The organism is Pseudoxanthomonas sp. F11, from assembly GCF_037046485.1.
Lineage (GTDB): Bacteria > Pseudomonadota > Gammaproteobacteria > Xanthomonadales > Xanthomonadaceae > Pseudoxanthomonas_A.
In genome coordinates, this window is the sequence record NZ_JBANLZ010000001.1 from 1,133,878 (window position 1) to 1,160,588 (window position 26,711).

Below are 26,711 nucleotides of genomic sequence, written 5' to 3' on the forward strand. Positions count from 1 at the left end.
GTCGATCGTCGATGCGGCGTGACCGCATCCGCCGGTCAGTCGGCCAGGACGAAGTGCGAACCGCAGTAGGGGCACTGCACCTCGCCACCCGGGGCATCCTCGATGGGCAGGTAGACGCGCGGGTGCGAATTCCACAGCGCCATCGACGGCAGCGGGCAGCTCAGCGGCAGGTCCGCGCGACTCACGGTGTAGCGCTTCTCGGCGTTGGCGGGCGCGGTGGCGGTCTGGCTCATGGCGGTGCGGGCGGTGGTGGAACAAGGTCGCCAGTCTACCAGCCGGGGCCACCGGCGCCCAACGAACGGGCGGGCAAAAAAACGCCGCCCGGCATCAGCGGGGCGGCGCGTCCTTCATGGCGATGCCGGCGGAGGGAGGCGCGCCGGACCGCAAGGAATCACTTCGCGGCGTCGGCGGTCGCTTCGGTGGTGATCTTCAGCGTCACCTCGTCGCTGACCATGGGGGCGTAGGCTCCCACGCCGAAGTCGCTGCGCTTGACGGTGGCGGTGGCGTCGAAGCCGATCGCCGGCACCTTCTTCATCGGATGCTCGCCGGCCTTGTTCAGGGTCACGTCCAGCACCACCGGCTTGGTGATGCCCTTGATGGTCAGGTCGCCGGTGACCTTCAGCTTGCCCGCGCCCACGGCCTCGACCTTGGTGCTCTTGAAGGTGGCGGCGGGGTACTTGGCGGCGTCGAACCACTTGTCGCTGGTCAGATGGTCGTAGAACTGGTCGGCCAGCGCGCTCAGACCGGTGAGCGGCAGGGTGACCTGCACGCTGGAGGCAGAGACCTGGTCGGCGTCGTACACCAAGGTGCCGTCGGCCTGGCCGAAGTTGGCGCTCGGGTTGGAGAAGCCGAAGTGGTTCCAGCTGGCCAGCACGTTGGTGTGGCCAGGATCGATCTTGTAGGTCACCGGCGCGGCGAAGGCGGCGCCGGCAAAGGCGAACAGGGCGGCAGCGATCAGGGTCTTGCGCATGGGGAATCTCCGGGTGGTGGGGATATCAGAGGATGCGTGCGGCTTCGTCGAAGCCCAGTCGCGGGGAACGCGGGAAGATGCTGGCCGGGTCGCCATGGCCCAGGTTGACCAGGATGTCCGACTTGATGGCGGTGCCGGCGAAGAAGGCCTCATCGACCTTGGCGGCGTTGAAGCCGGTCATCGGGCCGGCATCCAGGCCCAGCGCGCGCGCGGCGATGATCAGGTAGGCGGCCTGCAGGCTGGCATTGCGCAGCGCGGGCTTGAAGCGGTTCTCGCGCGGCCCCTCGAACCAGGCCTTGGCGTCGGTATGCGGGAACAGGAACGGCAGCTTCTCGTGGAAGTCCTCGTCGCGGCCGATGATCACGGTGACCGGCGCCGCCATCGTCTTGGCGTAGTTGCCCTCGTCCAGCGCCGGACCCAGCTTGGCCTTGGCCTCGGCCGACTTCACGAACACGAAGCGTGCCGGGGTGGTGTTGGCCTGGGTGGGGCCGAACTTCAGCAGGTCGTACAGCTGGCGCAGGGTGTCGTCGCTGACCTCGCCGGTGAAGGCGTTGTAGGTGCGGGCGGTGCGGAACAACTGATCGAGCGAGGCGGCGTCGAGTGCGTGGTGCATGGGTTACCTGTCGCGAGGTGGAAAACAGCCGCGGTGCAGGGCCGGCGGCGCGAAACGGCAGTGTAGAGTGTCCTGACTATGGCAACATCCAACCGCCCCGGAACGGATTGTTTTAACCAGTGGAACGAACAGACCTCGCCATGGCCGATTCCCGCGGCCTCTGCACACTGACAGATGGCCACGCCGGCAACGTACGCCAGGCGCAGTCGTTGGCGCGTGCACTCGGCGGCGAGGCGCGCGAGGCGGTGCTCGCGCCACGTGCGCCGTGGCGTTGGGTCGCGCCCCGCCTGCTGCCGGGCGCAGCGCATGCCTTCGGTACGGCCTTCCATCACCTGCAGATGCAGCCACCCGCGCTGGCAATCGGCTGCGGCCGGCAGGCAGCGCTGGCGACGCGCCTGCTGCGCCTACGCGGCAGCCGCGCCATCCAGATCCTCGATCCGCGAATCGACCCGTCACACTGGGATCTCGTCATCGCACCCGAGCACGATGGCCTCATCGGACCGAACGTCCTCACCCTGCTGGGGAGCCTGAATCCGGTCGACGACGCCTGGCTGGCGGACGCGCGCGCCGCGTTTGCCTCGTTCGCTGCCCTGCCCTCGCCGCGCATCGCGGTGCTGCTGGGCGGCGACAGCGCGCACTACCGGTTCGATGCCGCGGCGTTGGGGCGACTGGCGAGCCTTCTCGACACCGCATCTGCCACGCAGAGCCTGATGGTCACCACGTCGCGTCGCACGCCGCCCGGGGTGGTCGATGCGCTGCGCCAGCGATGGTCGGCACGCGCAAACACCCTGCTCTGGTGCGGCGCCCCCGACGGCCCGAATCCCTATGCGGGCCTGTTGGCCTGGGCCGACCGCATCGTCTGCACGCCGGACTCGGTCAACATGCTGTCCGAAGCCTGCGGTACGCGCGTGCCCGTGCAGGTATTCGAACCCGACCGCGTCAGCGGACGCCCCCGCCGCTTCATCGATGCGCTGCTGCGACGTGGTCGCGTCCGCGATCTCGCCGACGGGCAGGCACCGTTCGGTGGCGAACCCCTGCGCGAGACCGCGCGCATCGCTGCCGACGTACGCGCGCGCCTGCACCTTCCTGACCGCTAGCATGGGCGCCCCCGCAAGGCTGCGAAACGCTCGTTTGTAGGAGATGACAGCGAGCAGCACCCACCCGCGCCTAGGGCGTGTCGAACGGAAGTCCGTGCGCGAGGGTCGTCCTCATCACCACCGCGCGCGCCGTGGCCAGCGCTGCGTTCTCCATCACCAGCCGCGGGCGCCGGTCCAGCGTGCAGGCCAGGCCCTCGGCAACGAACGTGGCATGGACCGCATCCAGCGCGCTTGCTTCCTCCGCGGACAATGCGCCTTCGGTCGCCAGCGCGGCGATCAGGCCCGGCGTGGCGCGTGGCTGCAGCAGCGCCGGCTGCGCTCCCGCATCGCGCAGCACCAGGTACTGCAGCAGGAACTCCAGGTCGACCAGGCCACCCGCGCCCTGCTTCAAGTCGAAGCGCGCGACGTCGCTGCGGTCGAGCTCGGTACGCATGCGCATCCGCATCTTCACCACCTCGTCGCGCAACACACCGCCCTCGCGCGAACGCGCCAGCGTCGCCGTGCGGATGTCCTCGAACGCCTGCAGCAGCGTGGCGTCGCCGGCCACGCCGCGCGCGCGCACCAGCGCCTGGTGTTCCCATGTCCATGCGCGCTCGCGCTGGTACTCGCTGAAGCTGGCCAGCGACGAGACCAGCAGACCCTTGGCGCCATCCGGGCGCAGGCGCACGTCCACGTCGTACAGCCGGCCCGCCGCGGTTACCGCGCCGAGCAGCGCGACGATCTTCTGCGCCAGCCGCGCATACCAGCGACCGGCTTCCATCGGGCGTGCGCCGTCGGATTCCGCCCCCGGCGGTGCATCGAACAGGAAGACGAGATCCAGGTCCGAACCGAAGCCGAGTTCCTCGCCGCCCAGGCTGCCGTAGCCGATCACCGCGAACCGCCCGCCGGCGACAAGGCCATGGACAGACGCGACATCGCGCGTGGCGACCTGCACGACCACGCGGACCACTTCGTCGGCCAGCCACGCCAACTGGCGCACGCTGTCGCGCGCCGCCTGGCGACCGTCGAGCGCGGCCAGCGCCACGCGGAAGCTCAGCGCGAGCCGCCGTTCGTTCAGTACCCGCAGGCAGGTTTCCGGGTCGTCTTCCACCAGCGCCGCCTCGCATTCGATGCGCAGCTCGTCGCGGTCGGGCATCGGGCCGGAGACGCGGGTGTCCAGCAGCTCGTCCAGCAGCAAGGGATACTGCGCCAACCGCTCGGACAGCAGCGCACTACGCGCCAGCACGTCGACCAGCCGCCCCAGCGCACTGGGTTGTTCGTCCAGCAGCGCCAGGTAGCTGGCGCGGCGCAGGATCGCCTGCAGCAGCGACAGTACGCGCCGCAATGCCGCATCCGGTTGCGACGACCGTGCGCAGGCATCGAGCAGGGCCGGCAGCACGCGGTCGAGCCGCGCACGCGACGCATCCGACAGCGCGCGCACGCCGCTGAACTGGGCGAACTCGCGCAGCGCACCATCGGCGCCGCCCGCATCGGCGAATCCTGACGCGGCCAGCGTTTCCACATCGCCGCCATCGGGCAGCGCCCGCCAGTACAGCGCCAACGCATCCGGCGCGGCATCGCGCTGGCGAGGCGCGAGCAGTTCGGCGAACTCGGCCGACACCCGCGCGCGCTGCAGGTCCAATGCCACGCGAAGGCTGTCCCAGTCGGGATGATCCAGGCCGCGCGCGATGCGATGGCGGTCCAGCGCGTCTTCCGGCAGCGCATGCGTCTGCGCGTCGCGCAACATCTGCAGGCGGTTCTCCAGCCGGCGCAGGAACCGGTAGGCCTGCGCCAGCGCATCGCCCTCCTCTTCCGACATCTGCCGCGCAGCGACCAGCGCGGGCAAGGCCATGCGCAGCCTCCGCTCGCGCAGCGCGGCTTCGCGCCCGCCGCGGATCAGCTGCAGGGCCTGCACCAGGAATTCGATTTCGCGGATGCCGCCGGGCCCGCGCTTGATGTCGTCGGCCAGCTCGCGGCGCGCGACCTCCGCGGCGATGGCGGCCTTCATCTCGCGCAGGCCGTCCAGCGCGGTGTAGTCCAGGTAGCGGCGGTAGACGAACGGCCGCAGCGACTCCAGCCAGCGCTCGCCCGCGTCGATGTCGCCGGCCACGGCACGTGCCTTCAGCCAGGCATAACGTTCCCAGTCGCGTCCTTCACGCTGGAAGTACTGGTCCATGCCGGCGAACGAAAGCGCCACCCGTCCGGCGTTGCCGAACGGGCGCAGGCGCAGGTCGACACGATGGCAGAAGCCATCGACGGTGGGCTCGTCCAGCAGCTTCGCCAGCCGCTGGCCCAGCCGCATGAAGTAGTCCTCGGCGGCGAGCGATCGCGCGCCGTCCGACTCTCCGCCCTGCGGATACGCGTAGACCAGGTCGATGTCGGAGGAGAAGTTCAGTTCGCCGCCGCCCAGCTTGCCCAGGCCGAACACCACCAGGCGCTGCACACTGCCATCGGTCGCGCGCACCACGCCATGGCGTTGCGCGAACTCGGCTTCCAGCGCGTCGAGTGCGGTCTGCAGGCAGACTTCCGCCAGGCGCGTGGTGCCCGCCAGCGTGTCGTCGACCGTGTCCAGGCCATGCACGTCGCGCCATACCAGGCGCGTGGATTCGGCCGCGCGATAGCGACGAAGCAGCTCAGGCCATTGCGCGGCGTTGTCCGCGACAAACGCGGGCATTGGCCAGGGCGCAGCGCCATCGTCGTGGAGCAGGGCTGCGAGAAGTTCGGGCTGCCGGCGCAATGTTTCCAGCGCGAAATCGCTGGTGGCGATCACGCGCGAAACACGTTCGATGGCGTGCGCGTCGGCCAGCATCGCATCCACGTCCACCGACGCGGCTCGCAAGCGCGCCAATCCGCGTTCGGTCAGTGCTTCAAACTCTGCATCGAGGGAGAGGGTCGCGTCGTTCATCGCGGCCGATTGTGGCATGGGCCAACGGCTTTTGTAGGAGCGACGTCAGTCGCGACCGCGGACCACGACTCGGCATTGAACCGTGGTCAGGACGCTGTTGTCAGGGTGCATGCATTTGCATTCCCTCCACACGCGCTAGCAGGCCGGCCGTGCGGTCGCGACTGACGTCGCTCCTACGACACGCTGGATCACGCCGCCTTCGATAGGTCCGGCAATGCGGCCTCGTGCCGCAACGACAGCCCGAACTGCTCGGCCATGTGCTTCAGCAATACCGGCTTCACCTGGTCCATGCCGGTGGGGCCGCCGAGGTCTGCCAGCGAGACCACCTGCAGGCCCTGGTAGCCGCAGGGGTTGATGCGATGGAAGGGCTCCAGGTCCATGGCGATGTTGAAGGCCAGCCCATGGAACGTGCAGCCGCGACGCACGCGGATGCCCAGCGCGCCGATCTTGGCACCGGCCACGTACACACCGGGGGCGCCGTCCTTGCGTTCGGCATGGATGTTCCACTCGTCCAGCGTGTCGATCATCGCCTGCTCGATCCTGCAGACGTAGTCGCGCACGCCCACCTTCAGGCGCTTCAGGTCGAACAGCGGGTACGCCACGATCTGGCCCGGGCCGTGATAGGTCACCTGCCCGCCGCGGTCGACGTGCACCACCGGGATGTCGCCCGGCGCCAGCACGTGCTCGTCCTTGCCGGCCTGGCCCAGGGTGAACACCGGATCGTGCTCGACCAGCCACAGCTCGTCGACGGTGGCGTCGGTGCGCGCGTCGGTGAAGCGCTGCATGGCGCGCCACACCGGCTCATACGGCTGGCGACCGAGTTCGCGGACGATGCAGGGCGCGCTCACAGCGTCCACTTCACTTCCGGGTGGTCGCGCAGCGACTGGTGGGCGGCGTCGTACTGGGCACGGTCGTCGGCGCGGAAGCGGATGCGCACCGACACGTACTTGCCGTTGGCCGAGTGCTTCCAGGTGATGTCCTCGTGCAGGACCTCCACGCCGGACGATTCCAGCAAGCGCGGCAGTTCGGTCTCCAGTCCGGTGCCGGCGGTGCCCATCGCGCTGAGCTCGAAGGTGCCGGGGAACTGGAAGCCGTGTTCGGGGTTGTCGGATTTGATTTCCATGCGGGAATTATTGGGACGCCCGGCGCGAAAGCCAAGCCGCGGGCATCCCGGAACGACGAAGGGCCGCTTTCGCGGCCCTTCGTGTCCTTGCGACAGGTGGCTCAGCGCGCCAGCTGCACCAGGTTGGACGAGACCCAGCCCTTGTTGCCCAGTTCGTCCTCGACCTCCCACATGACGCCCTCCTTGTTGCCGGTGGGGTACAGCATCATGCCGGGGTCCAGGTCGCGCACGGCCTTGCCGGTGCCCTTGGGGTTGGCGAACAGGCGGCCGGGCTTGGTCATCTCCACCGCCTGCTGAGCGTTGGAGGCCGACGCATTGCCGGACAGGCCGCCCAGTTCGCTCACCAGGTTGGTGTAGGCCTGCAGATAGGCCAGCGTGATGACCTGGCCGATCTCGGTGTTGGCATAGCCGCTGGCGCCGCCGCCGCCCCAGTGGCTGCCGGTGAACAGGCTGCCGCTCGCACCCCAGCCGATGTCGGTCTTCTTGGCGCTGCCTTCGGCCATGGCGACCTGTTCGGACGAACGCACGTCGGTGACCGTCAGCACCACGTCAGCGGTCTTCTTCTTGAAGTCCAGCCCGCCGACCACGCGACCGACGTTGCCGCCCATCAGCCCGCCCAGCAGGCCGCTGATGGCGTTGCCGCCCGCGTTGCTGTTCTGCGAGATCAGGTCGGGCACCAGCACGTAGTCCGCCGCACGGATCTGGCCTTTGCCGATGTTGGAGCGGTTGCGCAGCTCGCCGCTGGCGGCCAGGTCGCGCTCGGCCATTGCCGCACCCATGCCCACGCCACGGTCCACCAGCGTGAAGCAGCGCGACTTGTTGACGAAGACCTTGATCAGCTTCGACGGTGCCGGCAACTGCTGGCCGCTCCACCAGTTCACGCCGTCCTCCGGCTCGATCACCGAGATCGTGCCCAGCGGCTTGCTGCAGGTCGGGATTTCGGCCATCTGCTGCTTGCGCTGGTCCTGCGCGCTCTGGCGCTGGGCAAACGCGGGCAACGTGGCCACGAGCGCCAGCATGCCAGCGGTGATACGTACGGTCTTGTTCATTCCCCTGCTCACTGAAGTCACTCCTTGAAAGGTTGTCGCTCCCGAAGCGGAAGCGTTCCATCGGCACGGGCGACCGCGGCGCAGATGCCGGTGTCCCCGTGCGGATGATAGGCCATGGCGGCGGCCATGCTGGCAAGCACGGGAAATTTGAAACCAACAGGCCATCAGCCGCGTCCTCCTGGCAATAAGGCCACCGCCGGTTGCGCGATAATTGCCCGCTCCCGTGTCGAGCCGTGCCGTGGCCTACCTGCTCATCAGCGTCGCCTGCAGCGTGATGGTCTCCGTGCTGCTCAAACTGATGCAGCGGCGCGGGATCGACACAGCCCAGGGCATCACCTGGAACTATCTGGCCGCCTCGCTGCTGTGCTTCGGCCTGCTGGACCCGCCCCTGGCGTCCCTCGGCCACGCCCGCACGCCCTGGGCCGAACTGGTGCTGCTGGCCATGCTGCTGCCGGGCATCTTCCTGGCGCTGTCGGCCTCGGTGCGCGCCGCCGGCATCGTGCGCACCGACATCGCGCAACGGATGTCGCTGGTGCTGTCGCTGCTGGCCGCCTTCCTGTGGTTCGGCGAACAGGCAAACGCACTGCGCATCGCCGGACTGGTGCTTGGCGTCATCGCGATCGCCTGTCTGGTGACGCGACCTGAGCGCGGACCACGCCGTGACGGCTGGCAGGCCTGGGCGCTGCCGCTGGTGGTGCTGGTCGGCTACGCGAGCGTGGACATACTCCTCAAGCGGCTGGCCGCCGCCGGCACGCCCTTCGCCGCCTCGCTGCAGGTGGCGTTCGTGGCCGCGTTCACGGTGATGCTGTGCTTGCAGGGCGCGCGCGCCTGGCACAGGCGGGTCGCGTTCACGGGCGCCGCGCTCGGCGCCGGCCTGCTGCTGGGCACGCTGAACTTCGCCAACATCCTGTTCTACGTGAAAGCCCATCGTGCATTGCCGGACCATCCGGCGGTGGTGTTCTCGATGATGAACATCGGGGTGGTGGTGCTGGGCACGCTGGTGGGCGTGCTCGGTTTCGGCGAGCGTCTGGGCCGGCTCAACCTGCTGGCCATTCCGCTGGCCATCATCGCCATCGGCCTGATCGCCGCCGGCATCGGCTGACGCGCGAAACGAAGAAGCCGGCATGCGCCGGCTTCCTCGTCTGCACCCTCATGGAACAGGGCGGATCACTCCGACTCCCACCACATCCAGAACGCATCCCACAGGCGCTTGAAGAAGCCGGCCTCCTCGATGGCGGTGATCGCCACCAGCGGCGACTCCGCCACGACCTTGCCGTCCAGCGTGACCTTCACCGTGCCGATGGCCTGGCCGGCAGTGATCGGCGCCACCAGCGTCTTGGGCACGTCCATGGTCGGCTTCAGGTCGTCGTAGCGGCCGCGCGGCACGCTGACCAGCATCGGCTGCGCGACGCCCAGTTGGACTTCCTTGGCCTTGCCCTTCCACACGCGCTGGGCGGCGATGGCCTTGCCCGGTTCGTACAGGCGGTGCGTTTCGTAGAAGCGGAAGCCCCAGTTGAGCAGCGCCAGGCTGTCGTCGGCGCGCTGCTTCTCGGAGGTGGAGCCCATCACCACCGCGATCAGGCGCTGGTCGCCACGCTTGGCCGAGCTCATCAGGCAGTAGCCCGCGGCGGAGTGGTGGCCGGTCTTGATGCCATCCACGCTGGCGTCGCGCCACAGCAGGAGGTTGCGGTTGGGCTGGGTGATGGCGCCGACCGTGAATTCCTTGATCTTGTTGTAGGCGTACTGCTCGGGATAGTCGCGGATGAAAGCCCGGCCCAGCAGCGCCAGGTCGTACGCCGTGGAGTAATGCTCCGGCGCGGACAAGCCGTGCGCGTTGACGAAGTGCGAGCCCTTCATGCCGATCTGCGCGGCGTAGTTGTTCATAAGCGACGCGAAGGCTTCCTGGCTGCCCGCGGCATGTTCCGCCAGCGCGATGGCGGCGTCGTTGCCCGACTGCACGGCCATGCCCTTTTCCATGTCGATCAACGGCGCGGTCTTGTTGACGGCGAAGCCGCTGTAGCTGCCGTCGGTGCCGGCGCCGCCCTCGCGCCAGGCGCGCTCGCTCATCATCACCTGGTCGTCGGGCTTGATCTTGCCGTTCTTCTGCTCGGCCGCCAGTACGTACGAGGTCATGACCTTGGTGATGCTGGCCGGCTCGACGCGCTGGGTGTAGTTCTCGCCCGCCAGCACCTGGCCGGTGATGTAGTCCATCAGCACCCACGCCGTGGCGGTGGGCTTGGGCGGGGGCGGGATCTCGACGGCGGGGGCCGCCGGCGCGGCGGGCGCGGGGGTCGGCGCGGGCGTCTGGGCAATGGCCAGGCCCATGGCGGTGGTCGCGAGCGCGGCGAGAGCGAAACGGAACTTCATCGGCGGAAAACTCCTGGCAAGGCCGTGTGGGCCTGACGGTTCAAGGCGGATATTGTAGGGAGGCCGGCCGTGGCTGGGGTTGGAAAGACGTAAAAAAGGCCGGGAATATGCTGCGATCGGCTTATTCGCGGACGATCTGCGGACGACCGAAGCCCAGGCTGGCGATCCTGCCTGCCAGTGCTTCCGCCGAGGCCGCATCGGCCGCGCCCACCCGCAGGCGCCACAGCGGACGCGCCGCGCCGGGCACATCGCTGAGGCGAGCTTCGGCGATGCCCGCGGCGACCAGTCGCGCAAGCGCGCGATCGGCGTTGTCGCGGCTGGAGAAGCTGGCGACCTGCAGCTGCAGGGCCGACGGCAGGGGCAGGGACGCCGGGGCTGGCGCGGTCTCCCGTACCGGCGTGACCGGTGCGGGCGGGACGGCACTGGCGGTGGAGGACGCCATGGGCGTTGCCGGCCTGCCCGACGCCACGCGCACGCCGTTGGCCTTCATCCAGGCCTCGAACCCGTCTGCGCTGGGCGTGTCGCCCGCCTTGGCCGGCACGTGGTACCGCGCCGCATCCTTCGGCAACGCGCCGACCAGCTGATCCATTGCCGACGGCGCGACGGGCGCGGATACGGGGGCCGGCGCCGCCGCCAGCGAGGCGCCGTCAGGGGTCAGCGCGCGCACTTCCACCCGGCCGGTACCGCGCTGGGTGATGCCCAGCTTGACCGCGGCGGCGTAACTGAGGTCGATCACGCGCCCCTCGTGGAAAGGACCGCGGTCGTTCACGCGCACCACGACCGACTTGCCGTTGTCCAGATTGGTGACCCGCGCGAAGCTGGGCAGCGGCAGCGACTTGTGCGCCGCGCTGTAGGCGTACATGTCGTACACCTCCTGGTTGGACGTGCGACGGCCATGGAACTTGTTGCCGTAGTACGACGCGGTACCCTGCTCTACGTAACCGTCGACGCGGTCCAGTACGCGGTACTGTTTGCCCAGCACCGAGTACGGCGACTTGTTGCCCACGCGCGAGCGCGGCTCGGCGGTGACCTGGGGCTCGCGGATGCAGTCCAGGTCCGGCACGTGGTCGGGCGTGCTGTCCGACACGCCGGGCTTGTACAGGCCGCCAGCGGTGTAATGGCCGCGCGTGCTCGGGTCTTCCTGTGCCGGCGCGTAGCGCGAACAGTCCTTGCCGGGTGTCGCGCCGGAGGATGCGGTCGGCGACGAAGCGGGGCCGCCGGTCGGTGGCGGCGGAGATTTCTTCGGCGCCGTGCTGCATGCGGCCAGCGCCATCGCCAGCAGCGGCAGGGCCAGCCGCTTCATGCCGGCGGGATCTCGCGGCCGGCGATGGCCTGCGACAGCTGGTGCACCGCCATCGCGTACATCTTCGAATTGTTGTAACGGGTGATGGCGTAGTAGTTCTGGAAGCCCAGCCAGTACTGTTTGCCGTCGGCGCCGTCCAGCTGCACCAGCGTGGCCGTGGCATCGGGCGCCACCGGCTCGAGCGGGCGATAGCCCTTCTCGGCCAGCTGCGCCAGCGTGTAGTCGGGCGTCCACGTTTCCGGATTGAATTCGGCGAAGCCGTCCTGCAGTTGCGCGCGCGCGACCACCGCACCGCCCGGCACCCAGCCGCCGCGCTCGCCGCCCTTCTTGCGGAAGTAGTTGGCGATCGAGGCGAAGATGTCCGGGTACGTGGCGAACAGATCGCGGCGGCCGTCGCCGTTGCCATCCACCGCGAACTCGCGGTAGCTCGAGGGCATGAACTGGCCCAACCCCATCGCCCCGGCATAGCTGCCGGTCAGGGTCGCGATGTCGAGCTTCTCTTCGCGACCCAATGCGAACAGCTGCGCCAGTTCATCGCGGAAGAACTGCTCCCGGCGGTACTCGTAGGCGGCGCGCTCGGGATTGCCGCTGCGCGGATAGCGGAAGGCCAGCGTATACAGCGCGTCCAGCACCTTGTGCCGACCCGTGAAGCCGCCGTAGTTGGTCTCCACGCCGATGATCGACACGATCACTTCGGCGGGCACGCCGTACTGCTGCTCGACGCGGGCGAGTTCGTCGCGGTGCTCGGCGATGAACTTGCGGCCACCCTCGATGCGCGCCTGGGTGAGGAAGCCCACGCGGTACTCGCTCCAGGGCTTCACGCGCTCGGCCGGGCGCGACATCGCCGCCACCACGCTGTCGAGGAACTGCGCCTTGGCCAGCGTCGCTTCGATCTCGGCCGGGGCGATGCCGTACTTCGCCGCGGTGTCGCGCACGAACTGCGCACGCGCCGTGGGGAAGTCGACCGGCGCCAGCGCCTCGGGCGGCACCTCGGCGACACGCTCCACCGAGGTCTCGGCGGGCGTTGTCGTTGCGGCGGCGGAAGGCGTCGCCGAGGAAGCCGGCGGCGGTTGCGGAGTGGCGCAGGACGCAAGGGCCAGCACCAGCAGACAGGGAAGTACGCGTCGCATCATCGGCGCGAGGGTAGCACGCAGGCTATGGGAAATCGTGAACATAGGGGCAGGAGTGAATGAAGAGGAGTGAGGAGTGAGCGGAAGCGGGCGTCGCTCTTCCTCACTCCTCACTCCTCACTCCTCACTCCTCACTCCTCTCCCCTCACTCCTCAATACCCATGCACCGGCCGGTGCGCACGCACCGCCATCACCAGGCCCAGGCCCGCCAGCAGCGACACCGCGGACGTGCCGCCGTAGCTGAGCAGCGGCATCGGCACGCCCACCACCGGCAGCAGGCCGGACACCATGCCGCCGTTGACGATCACGTAGACGAACAGCGCCATCCCCAATGTGCCCGCAAGCAGGCGCGAGTAGGTGTCGCGCGCATCCATCGCGATCCACAGGCAGCGTCCCACCACGAACAGGTACAGCAGCAACACGACGGCCACGCCTACCCAGCCGAACTCCTCCGACAGCACCGAGAAGATGAAGTCGGTGGTGTGTTCGGGCAGGTAGTCCAGGTGCGACTGCGAGCCCTGTCCCCAGCCCTTGCCGGTCCAGCCGCCGCCGCCGATGGCGATCTTCGATTGCAGGATGTTCCAGCCGGCGCCGAGCGGATCGTTCTCCGGATCGCGGAAGGTCAGGATGCGATTCTGCTGGTATTCCCGCAGGAACGAGAACCACGAGATCGGCGCGAACATCACCAGGCCCACCGCCGTGCCGCCGAGCACGCCGGCGGTGATGAACCACCACCACGACAGGCCGGCCAGATACAGGCCGAACACGCCGCTGGCCGCCACCAGCATGGCGGTACCGAAATCCGGCTGCAGCAGGATCAGCCCGGTCGGCAGGCCGATCAGCAGCGCCGCCACGATCGTCGTGCGCCAGCCCGGTGGCAGCGGCTCGCGGTGCAGGTACCAGGCCAGCATCATCGGCAGCGCGATCTTCAGCAGTTCCGAGGGCTGCAGGTAGAAGAACTTCAGGTCGATCCAGTGCGCGCCGTGCTTGCCGGTGCCGATGAACAGCACCAGCACCAGCGGCACCAGCGCCACGGCGAACACGCCGGGCGTCCATGCCCGCAGGCGCACCGGGGTGACCCGCGACAGCGCCCACATCGCCACCAGCCCCACGCCGAAGCGCACGCCCTGCGCGAGCACCAGCCGCGAGCCCAGCGCCTCGCCACCGGCGCTGTACAGCACGGCCAGCCCGATCGCCATCAGCGCCAGCAGCGCACCCAGCAACGGCCAGTCCAGCGTGCGCAGCAGGTGGCGCAGCAGATCGACGCCCCAGCGCAGGAGTTCGGTCATGCCGACCCCCTCGACGCAGAGGCGGCTTCAAGCCCCTCTCCCTGCGGCGACCGAAGGAAGTCCCCGTGGGAGAGAGGGGTGGGGGTGGGGGTGAGGGTCGGGACAGGCACGATCGCCGGCATGTTCGAGCGAAAAGGCACGAGCGCGGCCACGCCATGAACGCCTCCGCCCATCCCCTCTCCGTCGCCCCTCACCCCAACCGCTCTCCCGGCAGGAGAGCGGCTCGGAACCTGGTTCGGAACCTGGCCCGGGCTCGGATTCGCATTCGTCGGCTGCGCCGGCGCCGGTGTGGGCGATGCCGGCGGTATCGCGGGCGCCGTGCCCGAAGGAACCCCTTCTTCGCCCTCCTTCTCCGGCATCTTCCCCAGCAGATACGCATCGAAGATCTTGCGCGCCATCGGGCCGGCGGTGCTGCCTCCGTAACCGCCGCCTTCCACCGCGATGGCGATGGCGATGGTCGGGTTGTCTGCCGGGGCGAAGCCGACGAACAGCGAACGGTGGCGCAGGTGCATCGGCAGGCTGCGCGGATCGACGGCGGCGGTGCCGCGCCGGCTGATCACCTGCGCGGTGCCGGTCTTGCCCGCCATCTGGTAGGGCGCGCCCAGCGCCACGCGCCAGCCGGTGCCGCCCGGCCGCATGGTGTCCTGCATGCCCTGGCGCACCACTTCGACGTTCGCCGGGTTGGGACTGATGGGAACCGGTGGCGGCTGCGGTACCGGCTCCCACGGGCGATCGAAGCCCACGCGCGTCTGCGCCACCAGGTGCGGGCGGCGCAGCTGCCCGTCAGCCAGGCCGGCCGTGGCGCGCACCAGCTGCAAGGGCGTGACCTTCCAATCGCCCTGGCCGATGGCGGCGTTGACGGTGTCGCCGGGATACCAGCGCTCCTTGCGGGACTTCAGCTTGGCCTGCGGTGAGGGCAGGATGCCGCCGATCTCGCCACGCAGGTCGATGCCGGTGGGCTGGCCGAAACCGTAGTGCGCCATGTACTCGTCGAACTGCGCGATGCCCAGGTCCAGCGCCAGTCGGTAGTAATAGGTGTTCACCGACTGCGAGATCGACTTGCGCAGGTCGGTCACGCCGTGGCCACGCCGGCTGGCATCGCCCCAGCCGCGGCGGGTGCCGGGCAGGTAGAACATGCCGGTGGACACCACCGTGTCCTCGGGCCTGCGCTTGCCGCTGTCCAGGCCCGCCAGCGCGATCAGCGGCTTCAGCGTCGACCCCGGCGCCACGCCGCCCAGCACCAGCCGGTTGAACTGCGGCCGCGAGGGGTTTTCGTTGAGTATCCGGAAATCCCTGCTGGAGATGCCGTTGACGAACAGGTTGGGGTCGTAGCTGGGCAGGCTGACCATCGCGAGGATTTCGCCGGTACGCGGATCCACCGCGATCGCCGAGCCTTCCAGCTCGCCGAAGGCGTCGACGATGGCCTGCTGCAGCGTGGCGTCCACGCTCAGCCGCAGGTCGGTGCCGGCCTGGGCGGGCACTCGGCCGACCACGCGCAGCGCGCGGCCTTCCACGTTGGTCTCGACCTTCTCGTAGCCGATCCTGCCGCGCAGCTGTTCGTCGTAGTAGCGCTCCAGCCCCGTCTTGCCGATGTGGGTCAGGGCGCTGTTGATCTCGCCCAGCTGCTCCAGGTCCTTTTCGTCCACGCGGCCCACGTAGCCGACGATGTGCGCGAACAGGTCGCCGTAGGGATAGCGCCGGGTCAGGTAGGGCACCAGTTCCACGCCAGGATAGCGCCAGCGGTCCACCGCGAAGCGCGCCATTTCCTCCTCGGACACGCGCAGCTTCAGCGTGATCGGGCGGAAACCCCGCGAGGTCTTGCGCGTGGCCTCGAAGCGCTCGATGTCCTCGGGCGAGAGCGCGATGATCCTGCCCAGGTCGGCGACCAGCTTCGCCGGGTCCTTCACCTTGTCGGGGGTGACGTCCAGCCGGAACGCGGGCACGTTCTCCGCCAGCAGCCTGCCGTTGCGGTCGTAGATCGTGCCGCGGCCCGGCACCACCGGGCGTGGCCGGATGCGATTGGCTTCCGAACGCGTGGCGTAGTCGTCGTGGTCGATCACCTGCAGCTTGAAGTACCAGGCCGCCAGTGCGACCAGGCAGGCGCCGACCACGGCGAAGCCGATCACCGCGCGACGACGGAACTGGTCCGCCTCCGCATGTGGATTCTTGCCGCGCCGGCGCAGGCCCGCCATCGCTCAGCTCCGCTTGCGGCGGCCGAGCCGCAGCGCATCCATCAACACGAACAGCGGGGGCCAGAACAGCATGCCCAGCACCGGCGCCCACCAGTAAGGCCAGGGCAGCGTCGGCTCGCCCAGCGCCAGATGCACCACCGTGGTCACGATGCGGTCGTTGAGCAGCAGGCCGCCGATGGCCAGTGCCTGCTGCGAGATCGGAAAGAAGCGCAGGCGTGCGCGGAAGCGCTGCACGATGAAGGCCATGATCAGCAGCCGCAGCGCCTGTTCGCCCAGCAGCGTGCCGAACATCAGGTCGGCCACCAGCCCCACGATCACCGCCAGGCCCAGCCCGGCGTTGTCCGGCGCCTCGATCACCCAGTACGCCAGCACTAGCGCCAGCCAGTAAGGGCGCAGCGGCTGCAGCAGGTCGGGCAACGGCAGCAGCCCCAGCAGCAGCGCGACGATGAAGCTGAGCGGCATCAGCCAGCCGGTGCGAGCGCGGCTCATCGCTGGGGCTCCTGCGGCGGGGGTTCATTGCTTCGCGGGCGCCCGCTGAGCCTATCTCCCGCCGGGAGAGGGGTCGGGGCGTTCGCGGGGCGCGAGGCTTGCGGAGCAGCTGTCGCGGGCGCGGACACGGCGTTGGTCGCACCAGCATTACTGCCTTCGTTGCCCCTCACCCCAACCCCTCTCTCCCACGGGGACTTCCTTCGGTCGCCGGTGGGAGAGGGGCTTTGGGTCGCGGACGCGGCCGGTCCCGTTTCCGACGGCCCGACGGAGCCTGCCGCTGGCGAAGCCGTCTCAGGCAAAAAGCGCGACGGATCCGCCGGCGGGAGCGGCTGCGGCGGCGCGGACTTCAGCAGCAGGACGTCGCGGCCGCGGTCCAGGCGCGCGGCCGGGGTCACGTCGCCGACGAGGAAGGCATGGCTGTCGTCGGGCCGCAGCGCGGCCACCTTGCCGACCGGGAAGCCGGCCGGAAACCGCCCGCCCAGGCCCGAGGTCACCAGCATGTCGCCGACCTGCACACCACTGTTGAGCGGCACGTCGGCCAGCTCCAGCAGGTCGCTGCGCCCGCGCCCATAGACGATCAGGCGCACGCCGTTGCGCGCCACCACCACGGGCACGGCATGGTCGGGGTCGGTGAGCAGCAGGACAGTGGCATGGGCCGGAGTGGTCTCGATGATCTGGCCCATCAGGCCACCGGCATCGATCACCGCCTGTCCGATCGTGGCGCCGGCGCGGCTGCCCGCATCCAGCACCAGGCGCTGGCGGCCCGGCGCCAGGTCGATGTCCAGGATGGGCGCAAGCTGCACGTCCAGGCCGCGCGCGGTCTTCACCCCCAGCAGGGCGCGGAGCTGGGCATTATCCGCCGCCGCGGTCTGCAGACGGGCCAGCCGCGCATTGGCCACCAGCATCTCGTTGCGCAGGCGCCTGTTTTCCTCGATCAGCCCGGTGCGGGTGGCGGCATCATCCTGCACGCGCGTGGTCAGCCGTCCGGGCAGGCCGGCCAGCCACCACAGGGGCTGCGCCACCACGTTGGCCTGCGCACGCACCTGCGAGAGCCAGCCACCGCGATGATCCAGGATCACCAGGGCGATGGTCAGCGCCAGATAGGCCAGCAGCCGCAAGGTGCTGGCGACTTCGCCGGGGCGGGAGGCAACGGGAGGGCCGGCGTAGGAGGGCACGGAGGGCTAGGAGCGCGTGGAGAGGAACGAGAAGTGGGGCGTGAGGGGTGCGACACAGGCCATGGCAGGGGAGTCGCTCCGACTCACTTCTCACTCCTCCCCACTCGTCCCTGCCTCGTCATTCCGGCGCGAAGAACTCGTTGCCGTGCATGTCGACCAGTTCCAGCGCACGGCCACCACCACGCGCCACGCAGGTCAGCGGATCGTCGGCGACCTGCACGTGCAGGCCGGTTTCCTCGCTGATCAGTCGGTCCAGGTCGCGCAGCAGCGCGCCGCCGCCGGTCAGCACGATGCCGCGCTCGGCGACGTCGGCGCACAGCTCCGGCGGGGTCTGTTCCAGGGCCAGCTTGACTGCGCTGACGATGCCGGACAGCGGTTCGTGCAGGGCTTCCAGCACTTCATTGGAATTGATCTTGATCATCTTCGGCACGCCCTCGGCGAGGTTGCGACCGGAGATTTCCATCTCCTGCACCTCGGCCTGCGGGTAGGCGCAGCCGATCTCCAGCTTGATGCGCTCGGCGGTGGCCTCGCCGATCAGCATGCCGTGGTTGCGGCGCACGTAGTTGGTGATGAACTCGTCGAAGCGGTCGCCGCCGATGCGGACCGACTGCGAGTAGACGATGCCGTTCAGCGAGATCACCGCCACCTCGGTCGTGCCGCCGCCGATGTCGATGACCATCGAACCGCGCGCCTCCGTCACCGGCATGCCGGCGCCGATGGCGGCCGCCATGGGCTCCTCGATCAGGTAGACGTCGCGGGCGCCGGCCTCCTCGGCCGATTCCTTGATGGCGCGGCGCTCGACTTGGGTGGAGCCGGCCGGCACGCACACCAGCACGCGCGGGCTGGGACGCAGGAAGCGCGACTTGTGCACCTTCTTGATGAAGTACTTCAGCATCGCCTCGGTGTAGGTGAAGTCGGCGATCACACCGTCCTTCATCGGGCGGATGGTGGTGATGTGGCCCGGGGTGCGGCCCAGCATCTGCTTGGCCTCCGCGCCGACCGCCGCGACCGAGCGCGAACCGCCGATGGCGCGATCCTGGCGCACCGCCACCACCGAGGGCTCGTTCAGCACGATCCCCTGCCCGCGCACGTAGATCAGGGTATTGGCCGTGCCCAGGTCGATGGACAGGTCGTTGGAGAACATGCCGCGGAGCTTCTTGAACATCGGGGGACGGGTTCCTGCTGGGGGCGGAAATCGCGCGGAGTGGCGATTTTTTGGGCAAAAAACGAAGTCGGCTAGCCTAACAATCCGGCATGGTGCGGGCAAGGAAAAATCTCGTGAATCCCGGGCAAAAACCGCTGTCCACCTCGCGTGTCCGCGCGCATGCCCCCGGCGATCCCGCGACCGCCACCGCCCGGACAAGGCTGGTCGGCATCGGCCCCAGCCGGTAACCTTCGCACCGGCGCGCCGGGAATGGGGCGCACGTCCCGATTTTCCTGCGGCCCGGGGCGGCCGCACCCGCCTCCAGCCGAGTCTGCCGATGTCCGCACTGATCTGTGGTTCCCTTGCCTACGACACCATCATGGTGTTCCCGGACCAGTTCAAGAACCACATCCTGCCGGACAAGGTGCACATCCTGAACGTGTCGTTCCTGGTGCCGCGCATGCGCCGCGAGTTCGGCGGCTGCGCCGGCAACATCGCCTACAACCTCAAGCTGCTGGGCGGCGACCCGGTCCCGATGGCCACGGTGGGCCAGGATTTCGGCCCCTACCGCGAGCACTTCGTCGAACAGGGCATCAACCTGTCCCAGGTGAAGGTGATCGACGAACTGTTCACCCCCCAGGCCTTCATCACCACCGACCACGACAACAACCAGATCACCGCCTTCCACCCGGGCGCGATGATGCGCAGCTACGAAAACCACGTGAAGGACGTGCCCGGCGTCACCTTCGGCATCGTCAGCCCCGACGGGCGCGAGGGCATGCTGCAGAACGCGGCCGAGTTCGCCGAGGCGGGGATCCCCTTCATCTTCGATCCGGGCCAGGCCATGCCGCTGTTCAACGGCGAGGAGCTGCGCCACTTCATCGAGCTGACCGACTACGTGACGGTCAACGACTACGAGTCGAACCTGCTGCAGGAGCGCACCGGCTGGAGCGAGGCCGACATCGTCGAGCGGGTGAAGGCCTACATCACCACGCGCGGCCCGCACGGCTCGCAGATCCACACCCCCGAGAAGACCTACGACATCCCGCCGGCGCACGAGCGCCGCGTGACCGACCCCACCGGCTGCGGCGACGCCTTCCGCGCAGGCCTGATCTACGGCATCGAGAAGGGCTACGACTGGCTGACCATCGGCCGCATGGGCAACCTGATGGGCGCGCTGAAGGTCGAGCATCCGGGCACGCAGAACCAGCGCTTCGATTTCGACGAGTTCAACGAACAGTTCAAGCAGCAGTTCGGCTACGCACTGTAAATGTGAGTCGAAAGGTGCGGCCGGCGATGTCCTGTCCGGCCGCCGTTTGGCGAGCGCCCTCCGTTCCTCTTTGTGACGTAAGGTAGCTCCGGGGGATCGGCCCGGAGGCCTGCCCCGCGCAGTCGGCAACGGGCAGGGGCAACATGGTCGCGCAGCATCCGCAATACACTCCACCGGACATCCGCGCGTCCAGCCTCGCGACCGCACGCCAACTCCTCCTGCAGACGCTGTTCGTGGCGGGCGTGGTGTTCCTGGCCAGCGGGCTGGGCATCCTGACCCGTCCCGAATCCCAGCTGGCCACGTTCTGGCCCACCAATGCGCTGCTGCTGGGCCTGTTCGCGCGCCGCCCCGCCCTGGCCTCACCGGCCGGCTGGGCCGCGGCCGCGCTGGGCTACGTTGCCGCCGACCTGCTGACAGGCACCTCGCTCCCCACCACGCTGCGGCTGACGGCCGCCAACCTGGCCGGCGTGCTGGCCGGCTACCTGGTGTTCCGGCGGCTGCGCGAGGAAGATCGCCGCCTGCTGCACCCGCTGTCGATGCTGTGGGTCCTGGCGGCATCGGCCGCCGCGGCGGTCTGCGCCAGCGCGGTCGGCAGCCTGACCGCGCATGCGTTGATGGGGATGGACTGGCTGACCGCCAGCGGTTTCTGGTTCTCCGCCGAACTGGTCAGTTACGTGACCCTGTTGCCCGTGGTACTGCTGGCGCCGTCGCCCACCCGGGCCGCACGCGCGCTGCGGCACCGGTTGGGGCGCATCCGCCAGCGGCCCATGCTGCTGGCGCCGTTGCTGGCGCTCGTGCTGGCGGCCCTGCTGGGCGTGGCCATCGGCGGGCCGGGCGCGATCGCGTTCCCGGTACCGGCCCTGCTGTGGTGCGCACTGGCCTATCGGCTGTTCACCACGGCGGTGGTGTCGGCGCTGCTGTGCATGTGGACGCTGATCGCCATCGCGCACGGCATCATCGACCTGCAGTTGCCGGATCAGAGCGCGCATCCGGTGATCTCCCTGCGGATCGGCATGGCGCTGCTGGCCGTGGCGCCGCTTACCGTGGCCAGCGTGAACGCCGCGCGCAACCAGCTGCTGGCCACGCTCAACCATGCCGCCGACCACGACGCACTGACCGGCGTCCTCAACCGCAGCGCGTTCCTGCGGCGAGGGCTGCAGCTGGCGGAACACATGCAGCGGACCGGCGGCACGGTGGTGGCGATGATGCTGGACATCGACCACTTCAAATCGGTCAACGACCGTCACGGCCACGCCGCAGGGGATGAGGTGCTGACGACGTTCGCCGCCCGGATGCGCGATCACCTGCGTGAGGACGGCCTGTTCGGGCGATTCGGCGGCGAAGAGTTCGCCGTGCTGCTGCCAGGCGTGGATGCCGCGGCCGCCCTTGCCGTCGCGGAACGGTTGCGCCTGCTGGCCAGCGCACCCATCCCCCGCGACGAGGGCCGCCCGTTGGACATCACCGTCAGCGTCGGCGTGGCGTCGGCACCCGCCCGGGTGGTGGGGCTGGAGCAGTTGCTCAGCCAGGCCGATGTGGCGCTGTACCGCGCGAAGGCGATGGGGCGGAACCGGGTGATCGGCGGATGAGCTGACCGGCGCCGTGCGCGCTCAGGGCTGCGCCATCGCACGCAGCAGCGCCGCAGTGACCGGGTCGGCCGGGAAGAAGGATTCGATCGCCAGTTCGGACAGGGTCACGTCGTTGGGCGTGCCGAATACCGTGGTCGTACCCAGCAGCGAGAGCACCTGGCCTCCGGGACCGCGCAACTGCAAGGGCACGATGATCGCCTCCGCCGCGCCGGGGTCCTCGGCCTCGCCACCCGGGTACCCCGCCAGTTCCTCGCGCAGGGCTTGCAGCACGGGATCCTGGGTTGCCTCGTGCTGGTGCCGCAGACGCTCGAGGATGTGCGCGCGCCACTGCGGCAGGTTGGCGATGCGCGGGGACAAGCCATCCGGATGCAGGCTCGCACGCAGGACGTTCGGTACAGGCGCGAGCAGCGCCTCCGGCAGGCCTGCCATCAGCCGCTGCGCGGCGGCGTTGGCCGTCACCAGGTTCCAATGGCGGTCGATCGCCAGCGCCGGGTACGGCTCGTGTGCCGCCAGCAGGCGCTCGATGGCCTCGCGCGCGACCTGGAGTGCCTGCTCGTCCCAGCGGTGCTCGCGGTACATCGGCGCGAAACCCGCCGACACCAGCATGCGGTTGCGCTCGCGCAGCGGCATGTCCAGCACGGCTCCCAGCCGCATCAGCAGCGCGCGGCTTGGCAGCGAACGATGGGTTTCCAGAAAGCTCAGGTGCCGCGTTGAGACGCCTGCCGCATCGGCGAGGTCGAGCTGCGTCAGGCGGCGGCGCTGGCGCCAGTCGCGCAGCAGGTGGCCGAAGGGCGTGGCGGGGTCCATGCAGCGACCTTAGCACCCGCCCTTTACTGCCTGCTTTACCCACCGGGTAATCGACGGCATGCAGATGCATGCCGACCATGACGCCCACCCTGACGACACGAGGCACCACCATGAACCCGCATCCAGCCCCCGACACCCGCCTGCGTACGCTCATCCGCTGGGATGCCGCCATGACCCTGCCCGTCGGCCTTGCGATGGCCCTGCTGGCGGCGCCGCTGGCCGCCGTCACCGGCGTACCCGAGATGCTGCTGCGCAGCGTCGGCCTGGCGTTGCTGCCTTACGTGGCGTGGCTGCTCTGGCTGGCGCGCAGGCCGCCCGTCACGCGTGGCGCAGCCTGGACGATGGTGGCGATCAATGCGCTCTACGCGATCGAATGCGTGCTGTTGCCGCTGCTGGGCTGGATCGCGCCGAATGCCCTGGGATGGGCCTTCCTGCTGGTGCAGGCGGTGGTGGTGGGCAGCTTCGCCCTGCTCGGCACGCGCGTCCTGCGCGCGCCGGTGCAGCGTGCCGCCATGCGCTGATCCCGACGCGTCGCACCCTCACCGTGGCCGGGTCACCACCCGGCCATCTGCTTGCCATCCAACCCGCCCGTCTCGAACACGGCCTTGCGCATGCTGCCGTCCTTCACCGGGAACTCGATCTCCAGCACCTTGCTCTCGCGCGCCAGGCGCCAGAGCGACTTGTGGTCGTCGATGAACATCGCGGTAGCCTCGTCGGTATCCGGCCGGTTGGCCGACATCCGCTTCGGCGTACCGCCATCGGCGATCACCGTCACCTGGCAGCGGCGGTAGCACGCCTTCGCGAAGTCGCTGGCCTGCAGCACCAGATAGCTGCTGCGCTTCCACCTGGGATGATCGCGGAACACCAGCTGCACCGGCTTGGCGCCGGTGCCGTCCACGTCCACGGGGTCCTTGCTGAGGATCGCGGCCGAGCGCTGCGTGCCGCCGTCGGCGGAAACCTGGGCATAGTCCCACAGCGATTCCATCCGGCGCTGCTCGCGCGCCGCCTCGGCCTTGGCCTTGACCTCCTGCAGCCCGGGCCCGATGCGTCGGGCGGCGGTACTGTCCGGGTACTGGTCGAGCAGGGCGACGCCGTGGATGCGCGCCAGGTCCCAGTCGTGGGAGGCCAGCGCACTGTCGTACTTCTTCGCCACTTCGTCGGCCTGCTGCTCGATGGCAGCGGCCTCGGCGGCGGCCTGCGCCGCGCGCTCGGCCTCGCGGTCGCCGCAGGCGGCGACCGCCACGGCGCAGGCGAAGGCGAGCAGTAGGGGCTTGATCGTGTGCTTCATCGGGATGTGCCTCGCTGGATCAACAGGGCGACCGCGGCCGCCACGTCGTCGGGTTTTTCCATGATGGACATGTGGCCGCATCCCTCCAGTGAAACCTGGATCGACTGCGGCATCTGCCGGGCGTACAGCGCCATCGCACTGGGATCGATCACGCGGTCCTGCCGGCACCACAGCAGCAGTGCCGGCTGCCGGATCGCGGCGGCCATCTCGCCGGGTAGGAAACGCTCCCCGCCACGACCGATGCGGTCCAGCACCTGCTGCTCGAACGGCGCCTGCGCGATGCGCCAGTCGATCACCGCCCGCGAGGCGGGCCAGGGGATGGCGGGCTGCACGCTGCGGTCGTGGAAGACGGTATCCAGATACCGCTGCAGCGAAGCCGCGTCGTTCACCGCGAACGGGTTCTTCCCGGCCAGCACGTCGATGCCGAAACGGTTGTCGCGGAAGCGCACGCCCGCGGCATCGATCAGGCCCACGCGCGCCACCAGGTGGGGATGCCGCGCCGCCGCGACCGCGGCGATGCCGCCTCCCATCGAATGGCCCAGCAGGACGATGGGGCTGCCCTCGCGGCGGACGCGCTGCAGGAACTGCGCCAGGCGGTCGGCCTGTGCGCCGAAGCCGTAGTCGGCGCCCTCGATGCGCTCGCTTTCGCCCCAGCCCGGCAGGTCGGGGATCACCAGCCGGTAATGCCCCCCCAGCCGCTCGGCCAGCGGGTACCAGTTCTCCTTGCTGCCGGTGAAGCCGTGCACCATCACCACGGTGGGCGCCGCGGGATCGGCGGCCTCGCGCTCGTCGTAGACCCATCGGTGGTCTCCGACCACCAGGCGTTGCTCCCACAGCCCGATCCACCATCCCTGCAGCGCCATGCCCGCGCGCACCGGCGCCATCGGCTCGCGCCAGATCCACGCGGCGATCGCGCAGACAAGAACGGCCGCCACCAGGGCGACCGTCCTTGCGCGGGTCAGGCGGACCGCCATGCCTTACTGGCCCGCCGACGCCTTGGCCAGCACGGCCTCGACCGAACCGGTCGTGATCGGGTGGTAACCGGGCTTGGCGCGGGCGAAGGTTTCCTGCGCGAAGGCCAGGCCGTCCGGCGTCTTCACCAGTTCCTCGTAGATCGGCATGATCAGCTTGCGACGGCCGACGCGCTCGATGAACTTCGCGATCTCCGGCCGCGCGTCCACGTAACCGCTGCGGATGGTCAGCGGATACCAGCGCATGGCGATCTCGCCATTGGCGGTGCCGGTGAAGTGGTAGGCGTCATCCAGCTGCTTGACCTGTTCGACGGTCAGCTTGTCGCCCATGCCTTCGATGAAATGCACCCACTGCTGGGTGATCCAGGCATCGGTCAGCTGCGGGTTGGGCAGCTGGCCGCTGCCCTGCCACGCGATGCGTGCGGTATCGGTGTTGGAGAAACCGCGCGACTGTACCTGCGGCGCACCGGCGGGAATACCCGGCGCGTAGATCCATTCCTGGATCTCCGCGTCGCTGACCAGGTTGGGGTGCTTGTCGAACAGGTTTTTCTTGGCGTACGCCAGGAACTGCTCGGTGGTGATGCTCTGGAAGGCGAAGTGGTCGAAGTACCCGCGCAGGAAGGCGTCGAACTCCTGCCGGCCGAAGCGTTCCTCCAGCATCTGCAGGAACCAGGCGCCCTTGTCGTAGGACACGGCGCTGAGCGCGTCGTCGGCATCCAGCTTCGTGCCCGGCTTCACCGCCAGGGCCTGGGTGGCCTCCGGCATGGTGGCGATTTCCTTCTTCAGCGCGTTGCGCGCGATCGCGTACTCCATGCTGGCCTGTTCCTTGCCATACAGGGATTCGACGATGCGGTTCTCGACGTAGCTGGTGAAGCCTTCATTGAGCCAGCCGTGCTTGGCGCTGGAGAAGGTCACCAGGTTGCCCGACCAGCTGTGCGCCAGCTCATGCGCGATCAGCGAGACCAGCGTCTTGTCGCCGACGATCACGGTGGGCGTGATGAAGCTCAGGCGCGGGTTCTCCATGCCGCCGTACGGGAACGACGGCGGCAGCACCAGCATGTCGTAGCGGTCCCAGCGGTAGGGGCCGTACAGCTGCTCGGTGGTGGCGATCATCTTCTCGGTGTCTTCGAACTCCTTGGTGGCCCTGTCGACCATCGCCGGCTCGGCCCATACGCCGCTGCGCGCGGAGATCGGCTTGAAGACCAGGTCGCCGGCGGCGATCGCCATCAGATACGACGGGATCTTCTGCGGCATCTTGAAGCTGTAGTCGCCGTCGCGCGCCGCGGCCGGGTCGTTGTCGGCGCTCATCAGCACCATCACGTCCGGGCGCGAGGTCACGTGCGCGGTGTAGGTGTAGCGCACCTGCGGCGTGTCCTGCAGCGGCACCCAGCTGCGCGCGTGGATCTGCTGCGACTGGCTGAACATGAAGGGCAGCTGCTTGCCTTCGGTCATCTCCGGCGTCAGCCACTGCAGGCCCGAGGCCTCCGGCGAACTCGTGTAGGTGACGCGAACCTTGGCGTTGCGGGCAGGCGTCTCGATGGTCAGCTTGCTGCCCAGCACCGGGTCTTTGGTGGCCAGCGCGTACTGCAGCGGCGCCCAGGCGCCGTTGGCCTCGCCTTCCACCTTGGAGATGGTCAGGTCGCGGGTGTCCAGCACCAGCTGGGTGGCGGCCTTGTCCTTCCAGTCCAGGGCGTAGGTCGCGGTGCCGCCGATGGTCTTGGCGTCGAAATCGACCGCGATGTCCAGCGCCAGGTCGGCGATGGCGACTTTCTGCGGCTCGGCGTAGGAATGCTCGTCGTGGTCGGCGACCTGGGCGACGGCGGGTTTCTTGGGCGCGGCCACGGGGGTGGACTCGGGTTCCTTGGAGCACCCCGCCGCCAGCACGGCGGCGCAGGACAACAGCAAAGCCAGTGAACGCATCAGGGGACTTCCAGCGATCGGGGGAAGCGCACAGTTTACCCCGC

Annotated in this window: 23 protein-coding genes and 1 pseudogene; 5 read left to right on the forward strand and 19 right to left on the reverse strand. The window is 69.2% G+C overall.

The features are described 5' to 3' along the window. Positions 1-35: 35 nt before the first annotated feature. The 3 genes from V8246_RS05460 to V8246_RS05470 form a co-directional block, all read right to left on the reverse strand. Positions 36-233, reverse strand: coding sequence for a zinc-finger domain-containing protein (locus V8246_RS05460; RefSeq protein WP_162108052.1), 198 nt, complete (start codon positions 231-233; stop codon positions 36-38). Between the two features lie 158 nt (positions 234-391). Continuing rightward, entirely contained in the window at positions 392-970 is a 579-nt protein-coding gene (locus tag V8246_RS05465; protein ID WP_336188242.1) for a YceI family protein, read from the reverse strand. A 25-nt stretch (positions 971-995) separates the two neighbouring features. After that, a complete protein-coding gene (locus V8246_RS05470; RefSeq protein WP_253461814.1) occupies positions 996-1,583 on the reverse strand; it encodes a malonic semialdehyde reductase in 588 nt (195 codons plus the stop codon). Between the two features lie 140 nt (positions 1,584-1,723). Between V8246_RS05470 and V8246_RS05475 the strand changes: the two genes are divergently transcribed. Continuing rightward, the gene (locus V8246_RS05475) at positions 1,724-2,680 is read left to right on the forward strand and encodes a mitochondrial fission ELM1 family protein (protein WP_336188243.1); all 957 of its coding nucleotides are present in this window, start codon (positions 1,724-1,726) and stop codon (positions 2,678-2,680) included. Between the two features lie 70 nt (positions 2,681-2,750). Here the strand turns inward: V8246_RS05475 and glnE are convergent, their stop codons facing one another. From glnE to V8246_RS05495, 4 genes are all read right to left on the reverse strand, one after another. Then, positions 2,751-5,564: a bifunctional [glutamate--ammonia ligase]-adenylyl-L-tyrosine phosphorylase/[glutamate--ammonia-ligase] adenylyltransferase gene (gene glnE, locus V8246_RS05480; protein ID WP_336188244.1), complete on the reverse strand. Its 2,814-nt coding sequence runs from the start codon at positions 5,562-5,564 to the stop codon at positions 2,751-2,753. Positions 5,565-5,752: 188 nt separating this feature from the next. After that, positions 5,753-6,421, reverse strand: coding sequence for a lipoyl(octanoyl) transferase LipB (gene lipB, locus V8246_RS05485; protein WP_336188245.1), 669 nt, complete (start codon positions 6,419-6,421; stop codon positions 5,753-5,755). Then, positions 6,409-6,687, reverse strand: coding sequence for a DUF493 family protein (locus V8246_RS05490; protein ID WP_336188246.1), 279 nt, complete (start codon positions 6,685-6,687; stop codon positions 6,409-6,411). The genes lipB and V8246_RS05490 overlap by 13 nt, the downstream gene beginning before the upstream one ends. A 101-nt stretch (positions 6,688-6,788) precedes the next feature. Beyond that, positions 6,789-7,736, reverse strand: a complete 948-nt coding sequence (locus V8246_RS05495; protein ID WP_336188247.1) for a CsgG/HfaB family protein — start codon at positions 7,734-7,736, stop codon at positions 6,789-6,791. A 238-nt stretch (positions 7,737-7,974) separates the two neighbouring features. On the opposite strand from V8246_RS05495, the gene V8246_RS05500 reads away from it, so the two are divergent. Further along, entirely contained in the window at positions 7,975-8,838 is an 864-nt protein-coding gene (locus tag V8246_RS05500) for an EamA/RhaT family transporter (protein WP_336188248.1), read from the forward strand. Between the two features lie 65 nt (positions 8,839-8,903). On the opposite strand, the gene V8246_RS05505 is transcribed toward V8246_RS05500, so the two are convergent. The 8 genes and pseudogenes from V8246_RS05505 to V8246_RS05540 all read right to left on the reverse strand — a co-directional run bounded on the left by V8246_RS05505 (position 8,904) and on the right by V8246_RS05540 (position 18,846). Then, the gene (locus V8246_RS05505; protein WP_336188249.1) at positions 8,904-10,103 is read right to left on the reverse strand and encodes a D-alanyl-D-alanine carboxypeptidase family protein; all 1,200 of its coding nucleotides are present in this window, start codon (positions 10,101-10,103) and stop codon (positions 8,904-8,906) included. Between the two features lie 121 nt (positions 10,104-10,224). Then, complete coding sequence (locus V8246_RS05510) at positions 10,225-11,406, reverse strand: septal ring lytic transglycosylase RlpA family protein (protein WP_336188250.1); 1,182 nt, start codon at positions 11,404-11,406, stop codon at positions 10,225-10,227. Next, a complete protein-coding gene (gene mltB, locus V8246_RS05515; RefSeq protein WP_336188251.1) occupies positions 11,403-12,539 on the reverse strand; it encodes a lytic murein transglycosylase B in 1,137 nt (378 codons plus the stop codon). Before mltB ends, V8246_RS05510 begins: the two co-directional genes overlap by 4 nt. A 149-nt stretch (positions 12,540-12,688) precedes the next feature. Then, complete coding sequence (gene rodA, locus V8246_RS05520; RefSeq protein ID WP_336188252.1) at positions 12,689-13,825, reverse strand: rod shape-determining protein RodA; 1,137 nt, start codon at positions 13,823-13,825, stop codon at positions 12,689-12,691. A 353-nt stretch (positions 13,826-14,178) separates the two neighbouring features. Next, positions 14,179-16,017 (reverse strand): annotated as a pseudogene (gene mrdA, locus V8246_RS05525) (penicillin-binding protein 2); the annotation flags it as partial. A 3-nt stretch (positions 16,018-16,020) separates the two neighbouring features. After that, complete coding sequence (gene mreD, locus V8246_RS05530; protein WP_336188253.1) at positions 16,021-16,506, reverse strand: rod shape-determining protein MreD; 486 nt, start codon at positions 16,504-16,506, stop codon at positions 16,021-16,023. Continuing rightward, positions 16,503-17,681, reverse strand: coding sequence for a rod shape-determining protein MreC (gene mreC, locus V8246_RS05535; RefSeq protein WP_336188254.1), 1,179 nt, complete (start codon positions 17,679-17,681; stop codon positions 16,503-16,505). The genes mreD and mreC overlap by 4 nt, the downstream gene beginning before the upstream one ends. A gap of 118 nt (positions 17,682-17,799) precedes the next feature. Further along, positions 17,800-18,846, reverse strand: coding sequence for a rod shape-determining protein (locus V8246_RS05540; RefSeq protein WP_055937350.1), 1,047 nt, complete (start codon positions 18,844-18,846; stop codon positions 17,800-17,802). 316 nt (positions 18,847-19,162) lie between these two features. On the opposite strand from V8246_RS05540, the gene V8246_RS05545 reads away from it, so the two are divergent. Then, a complete protein-coding gene (locus V8246_RS05545) occupies positions 19,163-20,095 on the forward strand; it encodes a carbohydrate kinase family protein (protein WP_336188255.1) in 933 nt (310 codons plus the stop codon). 143 nt (positions 20,096-20,238) lie between these two features. After that, positions 20,239-21,681 (forward strand): diguanylate cyclase, encoded by a 1,443-nt coding sequence (locus V8246_RS05550; RefSeq protein WP_336188256.1) that lies wholly within the window; start codon positions 20,239-20,241, stop codon positions 21,679-21,681. 21 nt (positions 21,682-21,702) lie between these two features. Here the strand turns inward: V8246_RS05550 and V8246_RS05555 are convergent, their stop codons facing one another. Further along, the gene (locus V8246_RS05555; RefSeq protein WP_336188257.1) at positions 21,703-22,488 is read right to left on the reverse strand and encodes a helix-turn-helix transcriptional regulator; all 786 of its coding nucleotides are present in this window, start codon (positions 22,486-22,488) and stop codon (positions 21,703-21,705) included. A 110-nt stretch (positions 22,489-22,598) separates the two neighbouring features. Here V8246_RS05555 and V8246_RS05560 point away from each other — a divergent pair, with 110 nt between their 5' ends. Further along, entirely contained in the window at positions 22,599-23,009 is a 411-nt protein-coding gene (locus V8246_RS05560) for a hypothetical protein (protein ID WP_336188258.1), read from the forward strand. 32 nt (positions 23,010-23,041) lie between these two features. On the opposite strand, the gene V8246_RS05565 is transcribed toward V8246_RS05560, so the two are convergent. Genes V8246_RS05565 through V8246_RS05575 form a run of 3 tightly spaced genes read right to left on the reverse strand, consistent with a single transcriptional unit; the run spans position 23,042 to position 26,667 of the window. Beyond that, positions 23,042-23,776, reverse strand: a complete 735-nt coding sequence (locus tag V8246_RS05565; RefSeq protein WP_336188259.1) for a hypothetical protein — start codon at positions 23,774-23,776, stop codon at positions 23,042-23,044. Further along, positions 23,773-24,750, reverse strand: coding sequence for an alpha/beta hydrolase (locus V8246_RS05570; RefSeq protein WP_336188260.1), 978 nt, complete (start codon positions 24,748-24,750; stop codon positions 23,773-23,775). Before V8246_RS05570 ends, V8246_RS05565 begins: the two co-directional genes overlap by 4 nt. Before the next feature lie 3 nt (positions 24,751-24,753). Continuing rightward, on the reverse strand, positions 24,754-26,667 hold the full coding sequence (locus V8246_RS05575; RefSeq protein WP_336188261.1) for a M1 family metallopeptidase: 1,914 nt from the start codon (positions 26,665-26,667) through the stop codon (positions 24,754-24,756). Between the last annotated feature and the right edge of the window lie 44 nt (positions 26,668-26,711).